A 12,497-nucleotide genomic window follows, 5' to 3' on the forward strand; every position below is an offset into this window, starting at 1 on the left:
AAAAAAGGCACTTTTATCAAGTGCCTTTTTTTTGTTCAATGCTCTATGCAGCAGATTACATTTTCTTTTCTTCGATATTTAGCGCACTGATGGCCAATACGGCCTGAGTACGATTTTGCACATTCAGTTTACGGAAAATGGCCGTCACATGTGCCTTAATGGTCGCTTCAGAAACATCCAGTTCATAGGCAATCTGCTTATTCAGCAAACCTTCCGCCACCATCATCAATACGCGGAATTGTTGCGGGGTAAGTGACTGAATACGTTCTGCCAGGGCGGTTTCATCTGCTGCACGCGGGTCAAAGTTCATGTTGGCAGGCAAGTTTGGCGGTAACCAGATTTCCCCTTCCAGTACCTGACGGATTGCCTCACCAATATGGCTTGGATGCGCAGATTTCGGAATATAACCCATTGCTCCATGGGCTATGGCACGTTGAATAATCGATACTTCTTCATGCGCAGACACCACAATAATCGGAATGGATGGATATTGGGCACGAACATGCACCAAAGCCGAAAAGCCCGAAGCTCCCGGCAAATTAAGATCCAGTAAAACCAAATCTGGTTCCGGTCCATTATCCAGGCGCTCATAAAACTCATTGACTGCAGCAGTTTCCTGAATTTGCGCTTGCGGCAAACTGTAACGAACAGCTTGAATCAAGGCATGACGAAACAGGGGATGATCATCTACGATTAAAATATTCATAAGCAGCATGAAAGATCTGGTGCACATTAAGAGCTATTCTAACCACACAAGCACTATTAAGGATATGCAAACAATCACTTTTTTCATCCAATACGGCATTATTTTCTCAAAAAATTCCTTTTTTTAAGTTTTTTCGAAAAATCATCAAACTAAATCATATTTTGATATAAATTTTATCGGCCAATTTAAAATACTTATCAATAAGCAATATAAATATATAAATCAACGTACTAAATCATATAAAAGCACATTTTGGTGACTTTTTCCTTTATATCTCAAAATAAGATAACTTTTCTTGATTTGCTTATTTTACAGAATATGCCTGCTGTTGATTAATAAAGCTATTCCAAGATTTTATGTTTTAGGTTATCCCCAAATGTCTATTTTAAATGCGCAAAAACCGTTGAATATTGTTGCTGTATCAGGCGGCTTAAACAATCCTTCTAAAACCGAGGCGCTGGTCCAAGCCATTATTGATGAGTTAGGTGAAGCAACGCCAATTCATGTGCACTTTATTAAATTTAGCGAAATCGGCTCTTTACTGGGCGGTGCAATTTACCGTAACCAGTTGCCACAACGTGTACAGGATGACCTGGCTGCAGTTGAAGCGGCAGATGCCCTGATTGTCGGCACACCGGTTTACCGTGCATCATTCACCGGACTTTTCAAACATTTCTTTGATTTTGTAGAACAAACTGCCTTGGTCGATGTCCCGGTATTACTGGCTGCATCTGGCGGTTCTGAACGCCATGCCTTGGTGCTGGAACATCAATTGCGTCCATTGTTCAGCTTTTTCCAGGCGCAGACTTTACCGATTGGCGTCTATGCAACCGACCGTGACTTTACCCCTGAATATACCATTCACAGTGAACTGCTGCGTGACCGCATTACCCTCGCTGTAGCACGTGCATTGCCAATTCTTGAGTGGGCACCTGCCAAAGGCCAGCGCGCTGAAGTGGTCAAAGAGAAATCTCAGCAAGCCAACCAGAACCTCGGCATCAACAAACAGATTGAACAAGAAGAAGTGCTTCCTTCCGCTGCTGTTCCAAGCCTGGATGCTGCCGAAGCGCGCCTGCACAGCAAAAAAGCGCCGAAGCCGCAAGTGGCTTAAAGCAACTAAGCAATTACATCCTGAGGGTATACAGAATGTCAGTACAAGATAAAAACATTACATTTGCTTATTGGGTGCCAAACGTCAGCGGTGGTTTGGTGGTGAGCGATATTGAACAGCGTACAGACTGGAGTTATGACTACAACGTGCGCCTGGCACGAACAGCGGAAAACAGCGGCTTTGACTATGCCTTGACCCAGATTCGTTTTACTGCCGGCTATAACGCGGAAAACCAGCATGAATCTGTCAGCTTCAGCCATGGCCTGTTGGCGAAGACTGAAAAACTTAAGGTGATTGCTGCAATTTTGCCAGGTCCATGGAAGCCGGCACTGGCTGCAAAACAATTGGCGACGATTGACCACCTGACCAATGGCCGTATTGCCATTAACGTGGTCAGTGGCTGGTTCCGCGGCGAGTTTGATGCCATTGGCGAAGAATGGCCTGAACATGACCAGCGTTATGCACGTTCTGAAGAATTCATTCGCAGCTTAAAAGGTGTGTGGACTCAGGATCATTTCAATTTCGATGGCAAGTTCTACCAGTTCAAGGACTATACCCTGGCACCAAAACCGGTGCAAAAACCGCATATTGAAATCTTTCAGGGCGGTAGTTCACGTGCTGCGCGTGACATGGCTTCACGGGTATCGGACTGGTACTTTACCAACGGCAACACGCCAGAAGAGCTGAAAAAGCAGATTGATGATATTCGTGAAAAAGCCAAAGCCAATAATCATTCAATCAAGATTGGCGTGAATGCCTTCATCATCGCCCGTGATACTGAAGAGGAAGCGCAAGCCGTACTGCAAGAAATTGTGGCCAAAGCCAATGTGCAGGCCGTGAAATCTTTTGGGGATGCCACCCGTGAAGCAGGTGCTGCAACATTCGAGGGTGAAGGTAACTGGGCTAAATCGACCTTTGAAGATCTGGTGCAGTACAATGATGGTTTTAAAACCAATTTGATCGGCACGCCGCAGCAAATTGCGGAACGTATTGTTGAACTGAAAGCAGTCGGTGTGGATCTGATTTTGTCCGGCTTCTTACATTTTATTGAAGAAATTGAATATTTTGGACAAAAAGTGTTGCCATTGGTTCGTCAACTGGAAGCGCAGCAGCTCGCTGTTGTCACCTCTAAGTCTGCTTAATCTCGGTAAGCAAACAGACCGTACACGAACTCAAATCATAATAATCAAATGGCTTCTCCATCTTTCCCTCAAGGCTCGGCTTGAGGGATTTTTTTACTTGTGTATCAGAAATTTTTAGCTTAATAGAAGCAATTAGTTCTCTCCATCTTTTCTATTCCATCAATTGTATTAGCCAGTCTTGTTAAAGTTTTTAGCCCTTTCTTTCAGATGAGCATTGGAATTGATACCTTGGAGCCAAAAAGCAATAACCAATCGGCAACCAGAAAAAACAAGAACAGCATGGTGGCTGCTTAAACTAACTTTTAAAGTAAGGCAATAGCGGCAAAAAATAAGCTGGAAATAAAGATGTCTGCTCAATTTTTACTGTCCCTTGCGGGCGCTGCCATTGTATTGGCATTCACCGGATGTGCCTCACCATCCAGGTCACCCATTACAGACAGTTATGGTCCTCAGCCGCATCTGCCTGAACCCAAATCCAGTCTGTTTCCTACAGTCAATATTGCCCCGGCCAAAGGCTGGCCTGCCGGTACAATGCCCACCCCGGCTCCGGGTTTGAAAGTTCAGGCCTTTGCCAAAGAACTGGAACATCCACGCTGGCTGTATGTGTTGCCGAATGGCGATGTGCTGGTGGCTGAAACCGATGCACCGCCCAAACCGGATGACAGTAAAGGTTTTAGGGGCAAAATCATGAAACTGCTGATGAAGCGTGCCGGGTCATCGCATCCGAGTGCCAACCGCATTCGCCTGCTGCGTGACAGCAATGGCGATGGGGTGGCAGAGCAAAAAACCGTGTTCCTGCAAAATCTGAATTCACCCTTTGGCATGGCGCTGGTCGGCAATACGCTGTACGTGGCCAATACGGATGCTTTAATGCGCTTTCCTTATCAAAAAGGTGCAACTCAAATTACCGCAGTCGGCAGCAAAGTCCTGGATTTACCCGGTGGTTCCCTAAACCACCACTGGACCAAAAATGTGATTGCCAACCCTGCAGGCAGCAAACTCTATATTACCGTGGGTTCAAACAGTAACGTGGCAGAAAATGGCCTAGACCAGGAAACTGGCCGGGCATTAATTATGGAATTTGATATTGCCAGTGGCAAAGCACGATCCTTCGCCACAGGACTGCGGAATCCCAATGGGATGGACTGGCAACCGCAAAGTGGCATGCTCTGGACAGTCGTGAATGAGCGGGATGAAATTGGCAATGACCTGGTGCCCGATTACCTGACTTCGGTCAAAGACGGTGCTTTTTATGGCTGGCCCTATAGTTATTATGGCCAACATGTGGACACACGGGTGAAACCTCAAAACCCTGAACTGGTCGCACGTGCAATTAAACCTGATTATGCTCTGGGTAACCATACGGCTTCATTAGGCCTGACATTTTATACGGCTCAATTGATGCCGCAGTATCGCAGTGGTGCGCTGATTGGTCAACATGGCTCATGGAACCGGAAACCCCATAGTGGCTATAAGGTTATTTTTGTGCCCTTTCAAAATGGCCAACCTTCAGGTCAGCCGCAAGATGTATTAAGCGGTTTTTTAAGCAATAAGGGAGATGCTTTTGGACGACCTGTTGGTGTAGCGGTTGATCGTTCCGGGGCTATTTTAGTGGCCGATGATGTCGGTAATATAATTTGGCGCGTATCGCCCATTGGGACAATGATGGATAACCGGCCAATCAATAAAATGATTAGCCCTGCTTCCGCGAGTCAACAGCCTGTAAGTTCACAACCTGATGTAGAACAGGCAGCAAAGTAATCATGGCTTAATAAAATGATATAAAAAAAGCCCGGCATCCTGCCGGGCTTTTTCGTATGGGTTAGTTAAGCATGACTCCTGTCTTTGCTTCACGATCCTGGTGTATGAACGTTTTATTGTTGTTTTATGTTCCGGAACATCCTGTTCCTGTATAACTTCATCATAGGAAAAAAATCTGGCTGCGCCCATCCGCAAAATCCTTAAATTGATGTGCGCCAAAGCGTACAGAACTGGCCAATTTTTATGCGTAGAATATGGGCATTCTTTCTGTCCCGGAAGAATTAATAACTCACAAAAAATCATCAAATTGAATTTTTATTGATCAACTTTATTGACAGAACATTACATATCCGACTAAAAAACACACAAGTTGTTAAGATGTGTACTTTTCAATCTTTTTTATTTCGGTTTTATTTAATTAAGCATTTGATAAATAATAAATTTTAAAAATGAATTTCGTATAACGACCATTATGTCAAATGAGCATACCTTCATATAATCTAAATATTCACGATGTATATTTAATAAAAATCTTTATTTTTAAAATATTCACGATGTATATGTTGACAAGTAGCTTGTATATTTGTATATTTAGCTTATTGAGACTCAATATACAAATATTTAAACCAGTTTAAATAGGATATACATCATGAATAAACATCAATCTGTAATTGTTTTTACATCTGAATCGAAAGATTCTTTAGTGAAGAATGGTGGAAGCAGAGCTTGGCGAGCTGTAATAAGTAAATTAGAGCAAGCAGAATATTTAATATGTACTCAAAATACGAATAAGCTACATGAGCACGATCCTCAAATTGCTCATGGACAAGCTTTTTATATTGGTCGGATTCAGAATATTGAAATTGTTGAAGATGATCGAAAATTTATACAAGTTTCTGAATATGCTTTTTTACCTAATGAAGCCAAATTTAAGGAAGCATGGAAACGCTTGACGCAAGGTGAATCAAATAAATCCCAGCAATATCCAATTCGTTATCAGGGCACAAAGGAATTGTTTGAAATATTAGATTTGAATGTAGATACGTTGGACTGGATCAAAGTCGATCAAAAGAAAAATATAGAGGAACCAAAAACATTTATATCTGTAAGCCTTCCAGAATTAATAGAGGAAGCTAGACAAAAAATTTCAAAGGCTGCCAATGTTAGCCCCGATAAAGTAACAATCCAAATTTCATTTTAAAGTAAATAAATCTAAGAGGAATTAATATGAATAATCAAATTTTTGACGCTATTCGTGTAGCTTTAGCAAATGCAGATGAAAGCTCTTGGACACAAGAGTTACATATCCAAGTTATTAAATATGCAGATAGTTTGGTAAATGTCACAGGAAAAGAGTTTTGTGATGCCGTCCAAATTAAGGATAGTTATTTTGCTGAATTTAATAAGATGAAAAAGATAGCAACAAGATTAGTCGCAGCAGGATTGGATGTTAGTCGTCTATAACCTTTGTTTAAAATTCCTAAAATTAACATAATACACCTTATACGAAATTAAAATTTATTTTATATAAATCATTTATTTAAACCTTATTAAAAGCCTAATTTTCACAAATTAGGCTTTTTTAAGTGATTTTTCACGTTCCACGCTCTTAATTCATTTTTAAATCTAGAAGTAAAAAAAGGCCTCCATTTCGTAAAATGGCATTTTCTTATTTCATTACGAATAAAAACTCGGATCAGGAACTTTAGCCGTTAACACCCACTCCCCAATTTCCTGATATTTATAATCAACCGGGTCATGCAAAGTTTGAGTACGCACATTGCGCCAGAAACGGTCTAAATTCAGTTTGGCTGTGGTCGCGCGGGCACCCATCACCTGGAAAATATTCTGTGTGATATACAACGAGCTATTGGTCGCCGCAATTTTGGCAGTCGCAATGGCAATGGACACTTCACCGCGCTGCTCGGCTGTTAAGCCTGCACCAATATCCCAAGCCTTCTGTAGTGTCTCTACCGCTTTAGCTGCCAGTAAACGCACGCCTTCCAGCTGCACATAAAATTCGGCAAAGTGCTTTTGCGTAAACGGATCATTCACGGCATTTTCCACCAAAGATTTGGACCAGGCTTTTTGGCTCTGTACGGTTTTTCTGGCGGTTTCAAAAGCGCCTTCTGCCACGCCTAAAAACAGATGCACAAAAATCAGTTGCGCAATCAGCGGACGTAAACTCGAATACGGCGTACTGAGTGGTCCTGGATTGAGCAATAATTCATCTTTTTGAATTTTAACCTGCTCGAAATGACTGGTGCCGCTGTCGGTCTGGCGCTGTCCCATATTGTTCCAGTCACCTAAAAAACTCACCCCTTCTCGGGCTGTCGGAATCACGCCAATCAGCAATTTTCCTTCCTCGTTATAGCCTGAGCAGAGCAACACATCGGAATCGATCGAACCTGAACAGAAGCTTTTTTCACCCTGAAACAGGTATTCATTTTCAGACACTTTGACTGCGGTGGTCCGTCGGTCTAAGGGGTTTAAGGTATTGCCCCAAAACAGGTTTTCTTGTGCAGTTTGCTCAAACCATTTTCCATACTGTTCAGGCTGGGAAAACAGTTGCACCGTCGCAATCAGCAAATGATGAAAACCATACACATGCGCCAGAGAACTGTCGACCTGGGCAACGACCTGAATGGTCTGAAATACCGTTTTCCAGTCCGCGCCCTGACCGCCATATTGGGTTGGAATGGCAAGTCCCAGCAAGCCACTTTGACGGATTAAATCACGCTCCTGTTTTGGGTTACCGCCCTGCTTGTCGCGTTCTGCAGCCGTGGTTGCAAACTGTTCAGCAAGTTGCCCGGCAATGTGTAATGGATTTGAGATTAAAAGCGGGGATGAAGCATTCATAATATGATCTGATTATTGCTGTATTTTTAGCTTAGCAGATGATGTTTTCATGTTTTATCTGAATGCCTGCAGTGCTTATGCATAAAATAAAAATACCGCCTGAACATGCAGACGGTATTTTGATCAATCACTTATTTTTCGGGATAGACCGTCGCGATCAGGTTGTCCACCACTTGCGGATCGGCCAGGGTTGAGGTATCCCCCAAAGTGTCCAGTTCATTGGCGGCAATTTTTCTTAAAATACGGCGCATGATTTTCCCTGAACGGGTTTTCGGTAAAGCCGGTGCCCAATGCAAGGCGTCCGGTGTAGCCACAGGGCCCAACACCTTACGTACCCAGTTGATCAGTTCATTACGTAGTTCTTCGGATTCCTCAAAATTTGCCTGTAAGGTCACGAATGCACAGATGCCTTGTCCCTTAATATCATGCGGCATACCAACCACGGCCGCTTCAGCCACATGCTCATGCGCTACCAGAGCACTTTCCACTTCTGCCGTACCTAAACGATGTCCGGAAACATTCAGCACGTCATCGACACGTCCGGTAATCCAGTAATAGCCATCCTTGTCACGGCGAGCACCATCTCCGGTAAAATAGCTTCCCGGATAAGTCGAGAAATAGGCTTCAATAAAACGCTCAGGATCACCCCAGATGGTACGCATCTGACCCGGCCAGGAATCCTTGATGATCAGGTTGCCTTCGGCTTCACCTTCAAGCTCCTTACCTTCAGCATCGACAATCGCCGGTTGTATGCCAAACAATGGTCGGGTTGCAGAACCCGGTTTTAAATCGGTCGCTCCCGGCAAAGGTGAAATCAGGATTCCGCCGGTCTCGGTTTGCCACCAGGTATCGACAATTGGGCAGCGGCTTTCACCGACCACGGTGTAATACCAGTTCCAGGCTTCCGGGTTAATCGGCTCACCCACCGAACCGATCAGGCGCAAGCTGCTGCGGTCACTTTCCCGGACGAAGGCATCGCCTTCGCGCATCATGGCACGAATGGCTGTGGGTGCCGTATAGAGAATGGAAACATTGTGCTTGTCGACAATATGACCGGTACGCGCCCAGGTCGGGTATTGCGGTACGCCTTCAAACATCACCGTGGTGGTGCCATTGGAAAGCGGGCCATAGATCACATAGGAATGTCCGGTAATCCAGCCCACATCTGCGGTACACCAGAACACATCATCCTGCTTGATATCGAACACTTCTCGGAAAGTGGAATTCACATAGGTCAGATAGCCACCGGTCGTATGCAACACCCCTTTCGGCTTGCCGGTCGAACCCGAGGTATACAGAATGAATAACGGATCTTCAGCATTCATCGGTTCAGGCGGACAGATTTCATTCACCGACATGATTTCCATGTGATACCACAGATCACGCCTGGGCTGCATTTCAATCGGGTTGCCGGTACGGTGTACCACAATCACACGTTCAACCGATTCAGTCCCGGCAATTTTCAAGGCTTCATCTACGTTGGCTTTGAGCAGAATCGGCTTGCCGCCACGCATGCCGGAATCGGCAGTAATGACCATTTTGGCCTGGCTGTCTTCAATCCGGCTGGCCAGAGAATCGGGCGAAAAACCGCCAAACACCACACAATGCACCGCGCCAATCCGGGCACAGGCCAGCATCGCAATTGCGGCTTCCGAAACCATTGGCATATACAGCACCACCCGGTCGCCTTTTTTAATCCCGTTCTTTTTCAGCACATTCGCAAAGCGGCAGGTTTCATCATAAAGTTCGTTAAAGGAAATAATCTTGTGACGGGACGGGTGATCACCCTCCCAGATAATGGCTGGTTTATAAGGGTGTTCCTTGAGATGACGGTCCAGACAGTTGGCACTGAGGTTCAACTGCCCATCAGCGAACCATTCAATCTTGAAATTGTCCTTGTCGAAACTGGTATTTTTGACCTGGGTAAAGGGTTTGATCCAGTCCAGCTTGTTGGCCTGTTCAGCCCAATATTCATCAGGCTGCGTGATGGATTTCTGATAACGCTCGAAATATTCAGACTCATTGGTGCGAGCGGTTTTTTTAAATTCTTCTGGTACAGGATAGATCTCATTCATTGTTTACTTCCTTGATCTTATTCATCTCATCACGAGATGCTATGCCGCGTTGTTATTGCTTTATTTATTGACTGCATATCTACAGTATGACGATTATTTTTCAACCGCTTCAATGATGCTTTGGTCGTAGTTTATTTATACAATTTAAAACACATACCCCTTATCGTATTCAACAAAAAATATGGTTTTATTCGTATCTGATCTGTTTATTTAATCTTATAATTTAAGCAGAAGATAGTGTTCTAACTTTGCAGAATTCATCATTTTCTTATTTTTATTTTAACCGGAAAAAGCGTATGAAACCGCAAGATGCCTCCCCATTTTTTTCCCGATCCCAACCGGCCAAGGCAGATAATCCGCTTTCTCCGGAAGGTCGTTTCGGTCGTCTGAGTTCAATTGGCTGGTATGGGTTTGTGCATCTGATTGCTTTTTTTGCCACCCTTGCCTTCAGTCTGGCACTGGGCATTTTTAATATGCATACCTTGTCCATGGACAATCAGTTCGTCAATACCCTGACAGGAATCGCCGGACTGGGTTTTGTGGTCATTCTGGTGCTTTATCTGTATTTTCTGATCGTGATTACGGTACGCCGCCTGCATGACCTGAACCGAAGCGGCTGGCTGATCCTGCTGTTTTTGCTGCCACTGGTGAATATTTTTATGGGGCTGTATTTGCTGTTGGGTGCCGGGACCAAAGGCATCAACACCTATGGATTGCCACGTGAAACGCCGGTCTGGGAAAAAATATTGGCCTGGTTGATGATTATCATCACGGTATTGAGTTTCTTGGCTTCAGGCAGCATGGTGTCTTATATGTTCGGTACCGGCGAACTGGAAGTACCGCCACAAGTCATTCAAAAAGGCACCCAGTATTTCTAAAGCCGACTGACAATTTTTGACAAAACGGCAATGAATACGATGTATGGTCGGTTAAATTTTTGTTCAGTTTCAGGCAAAATAGCGCCCACTGATCATCATCCGGAACACTTGTGGCTGAAAAACAAAACGCCTTGAATGAAGTAACTCAAGACACGTCTCAACTTTTGCATGAAGCAACAGAAAAGACAGCGCAAACTGTCATTGAACATACGGCAAAATACAATGATGCCTATTCCACCATCGACAAATTTGTCGATGCCTTTTGGGAACGCCTGCCTTATTTGTGTATCGCGTTGGTGGTGTTTACCATTTTCTATTTGCTGTCAAAACTGTTTAAGTTCTTTGTCCGTAAAGCGCTTGCGGACCGTAGTTATACCAAGCAGAACCTGGTCCTGGTACTGAACCGTGTCGGCAGTTCTGCCATCATCTTCATTGGCTTTTTAATTGCCATGGTTATTGCCATTCCAGGTTTTACCCCGGGTCAGCTGATGAGCGCCCTGGGGATCGGTTCGGTGGCCATCGGTTTCGCATTCAAGGACATTTTCCAGAACCTACTCTCTGGCATCTTAATCCTGCTGGGCGAACCATTCAAAATTGGCGATGACATTATTGTTTCGGGCATGGAAGGCACGGTTGAGGATATCCAGATTCGCGCGACTTACTTACGCTCCCCCGATGGTCGCCGCATCGTGATTCCCAATGCGACGGTGTATACCAGTGCCGTAACCGTCAACACGGCCTATCAACGCCGTCGTTGTGAATTTGTGGTCGGAATTGGCTATGAAGATGATGTACAAAAAGCCAAGAGCATTATCTTAAGCATTCTAGATAAAGACCCGACCATTTTGAGCCAGCCTGCATTTGCAGTAAACGTCAATGCGCTTGCCGACTTCTCGATTAACCTGAATGTACGTTGGTGGGTCGATACCACAGAAACCACCACTGCAGGTTCAATCAGCGAAGTTCAGGAACGCGTGATTAAAGCCTTTGCTGAACACGAGATTTCAATTCCTTATCCGGTACAGGAAGTCAAAATCTATCGTGGCAATGACACGACAGAAGTCGCTGAATCAGCACGTGCTAAATAAACGGCCAAATACGTAGGGAATTACCGTTTCGGTCCGAATAATACGGTTGCCTAGGCTTAACGCCTGGCAGCCGTTTTTTATGAGTAAATCAATTTCATAAGGGATAAAACCGCCCTCTGGGCCAATCACGATTGTACAGGGATGATCAATCGCAAAAGGCATGGGTTGCTCTACATAAGGATGGGCCACATAGGCAGGACGTTCTGCGGTGATTAAGCCGGGCAGCACATCTTCAACAAAAGGCTTAAAGCGTTTATGGATTTCAATTTGCGGTGCAACCGTATCCCCTGCCTGTTCCAGACCTAAGGTTACATAATGATCCAGTTGCTGTAGAAACGGGGTTTGCCAATAGCTTTTATCGACGCGATAGCTATGCAGCAAAATCATTTTTTCTACCCCCAGAGTCACGCTATCCATAATCAGGCGGCGCAGCACTTTCGGACGTGGCATGGCGACAATTAGAGTCACGGGAAGTTTAGCCGGTACACTTTCTTCTTTGAGCGGTTTTAATTTTATCGCCTGTTCGGTCACTTCCACAATTTCGGTCAGGTAACGTTTCCCCTCACGAATACCCACTTTAAGCGTGTCACCTACAGTAATCTCCAGATGTTGCTGTAGATGCTCTAACTGACGTTTGCTGCTAATGGACCAGTATTCAGATTCAGTTTGGCGTGGGTCAAGGAGGACAATATTCATAATCTTCTGCTAAAGAATCATTCAACATATTAGGATACGCGGAAGGCGACAGGGATGTCGCCCGCTGATCTGTACAGCATGGATGCTGTATCAGATCAGCAAAGGATTTTTGCTACTTTTGATCCCTCAAAAGTAGAGATTGCCTACGAATCAACATTTAAACTTTTCTGTCAAAATGAGG

Annotated in this window: 11 protein-coding genes; 7 read left to right on the plus strand and 4 right to left on the minus strand. The window is 44.5% G+C overall.

Annotation, left to right across the window (positions count from 1 at the left end; translation table 11 throughout):
• Positions 1-55 precede the first annotated feature (55 nt).
• A complete protein-coding gene (locus BLP85_RS12870) occupies positions 56-706 on the minus strand; it encodes a response regulator (RefSeq protein ID WP_086196617.1) in 651 nt (216 codons plus the stop codon).
• Between the two features lie 376 nt (positions 707-1,082).
• On the opposite strand from BLP85_RS12870, the gene msuE reads away from it, so the two are divergent.
• The 5 genes from msuE (at position 1,083) to BLP85_RS12900 (ending at position 6,184) form a co-directional block, all read left to right on the plus strand.
• Positions 1,083-1,817 (plus strand): FMN reductase, encoded by a 735-nt coding sequence (gene msuE / locus BLP85_RS12875; protein WP_092820474.1) that lies wholly within the window; start codon positions 1,083-1,085, stop codon positions 1,815-1,817.
• A 35-nt stretch (positions 1,818-1,852) separates the two neighbouring features.
• Complete coding sequence (sfnG, locus tag BLP85_RS12880) at positions 1,853-2,959, plus strand: dimethylsulfone monooxygenase SfnG (protein WP_092820476.1); 1,107 nt, start codon at positions 1,853-1,855, stop codon at positions 2,957-2,959.
• Positions 2,960-3,304: 345 nt separating this feature from the next.
• Complete coding sequence (locus BLP85_RS12885; protein WP_092820478.1) at positions 3,305-4,720, plus strand: PQQ-dependent sugar dehydrogenase; 1,416 nt, start codon at positions 3,305-3,307, stop codon at positions 4,718-4,720.
• Between the two features lie 649 nt (positions 4,721-5,369).
• On the plus strand, positions 5,370-5,921 hold the full coding sequence (locus BLP85_RS12895; protein WP_092820482.1) for a hypothetical protein: 552 nt from the start codon (positions 5,370-5,372) through the stop codon (positions 5,919-5,921).
• Between the two features lie 26 nt (positions 5,922-5,947).
• A complete protein-coding gene (locus tag BLP85_RS12900; RefSeq protein ID WP_092820484.1) occupies positions 5,948-6,184 on the plus strand; it encodes an HTH-like domain-containing protein in 237 nt (78 codons plus the stop codon).
• A 213-nt stretch (positions 6,185-6,397) separates the two neighbouring features.
• Here the strand turns inward: BLP85_RS12900 and BLP85_RS12905 are convergent, their stop codons facing one another.
• Together BLP85_RS12905 and acs are read right to left on the minus strand one after the other, a co-directional pair.
• Positions 6,398-7,579: an acyl-CoA dehydrogenase family protein gene (locus BLP85_RS12905; RefSeq protein ID WP_092820486.1), complete on the minus strand. Its 1,182-nt coding sequence runs from the start codon at positions 7,577-7,579 to the stop codon at positions 6,398-6,400.
• Between the two features lie 131 nt (positions 7,580-7,710).
• Positions 7,711-9,654: an acetate--CoA ligase gene (acs, locus tag BLP85_RS12910; RefSeq protein WP_092820488.1), complete on the minus strand. Its 1,944-nt coding sequence runs from the start codon at positions 9,652-9,654 to the stop codon at positions 7,711-7,713.
• Between the two features lie 296 nt (positions 9,655-9,950).
• On the opposite strand from acs, the gene BLP85_RS12915 reads away from it, so the two are divergent.
• Positions 9,951-10,532, plus strand: coding sequence for a DUF805 domain-containing protein (locus BLP85_RS12915; RefSeq protein WP_092820490.1), 582 nt, complete (start codon positions 9,951-9,953; stop codon positions 10,530-10,532).
• 110 nt (positions 10,533-10,642) lie between these two features.
• Positions 10,643-11,620 carry a mechanosensitive ion channel family protein gene (locus BLP85_RS12920; protein WP_092820492.1) on the plus strand — a complete coding sequence of 326 codons (978 nt, stop codon included), beginning with the start codon at positions 10,643-10,645 and terminating at the stop codon, positions 11,618-11,620.
• Here BLP85_RS12920 and BLP85_RS12925 read toward each other — a convergent pair.
• Positions 11,603-12,316 (minus strand): 16S rRNA (uracil(1498)-N(3))-methyltransferase, encoded by a 714-nt coding sequence (locus BLP85_RS12925; RefSeq protein WP_092820494.1) that lies wholly within the window; start codon positions 12,314-12,316, stop codon positions 11,603-11,605. The genes BLP85_RS12920 and BLP85_RS12925 overlap by 18 nt on opposite strands.
• Positions 12,317-12,497: the final 181 nt, after the last annotated feature.

Source organism: Acinetobacter kookii, from assembly GCF_900096895.1.
Taxonomy (GTDB): domain Bacteria; phylum Pseudomonadota; class Gammaproteobacteria; order Pseudomonadales; family Moraxellaceae; genus Acinetobacter; species Acinetobacter kookii.

Bases quoted from the DNA above. Each gene is read 5' to 3' on its own strand.
- BLP85_RS12870 (WP_086196617.1), bottom strand. From the start codon at position 706: ATGAATATTTTAATCGTAGATGATCATCCCCTGTTTCGTCATGCCTTG.
- msuE (WP_092820474.1), top strand. From the start codon at position 1,083: ATGTCTATTTTAAATGCGCAAAAACCGTTGAATATTGTTGCTGTATCA.
- sfnG (WP_092820476.1), top strand. From the start codon at position 1,853: ATGTCAGTACAAGATAAAAACATTACATTTGCTTATTGGGTGCCAAAC.
- BLP85_RS12885 (WP_092820478.1), top strand. From the start codon at position 3,305: ATGTCTGCTCAATTTTTACTGTCCCTTGCGGGCGCTGCCATTGTATTG.
- BLP85_RS12895 (WP_092820482.1), top strand. From the start codon at position 5,370: ATGAATAAACATCAATCTGTAATTGTTTTTACATCTGAATCGAAAGAT.
- BLP85_RS12900 (WP_092820484.1), top strand. From the start codon at position 5,948: ATGAATAATCAAATTTTTGACGCTATTCGTGTAGCTTTAGCAAATGCA.
- BLP85_RS12905 (WP_092820486.1), bottom strand. From the start codon at position 7,579: ATGAATGCTTCATCCCCGCTTTTAATCTCAAATCCATTACACATTGCC.
- acs (WP_092820488.1), bottom strand. From the start codon at position 9,654: ATGAATGAGATCTATCCTGTACCAGAAGAATTTAAAAAAACCGCTCGC.
- BLP85_RS12915 (WP_092820490.1), top strand. From the start codon at position 9,951: ATGAAACCGCAAGATGCCTCCCCATTTTTTTCCCGATCCCAACCGGCC.
- BLP85_RS12925 (WP_092820494.1), bottom strand. From the start codon at position 12,316: ATGAATATTGTCCTCCTTGACCCACGCCAAACTGAATCTGAATACTGG.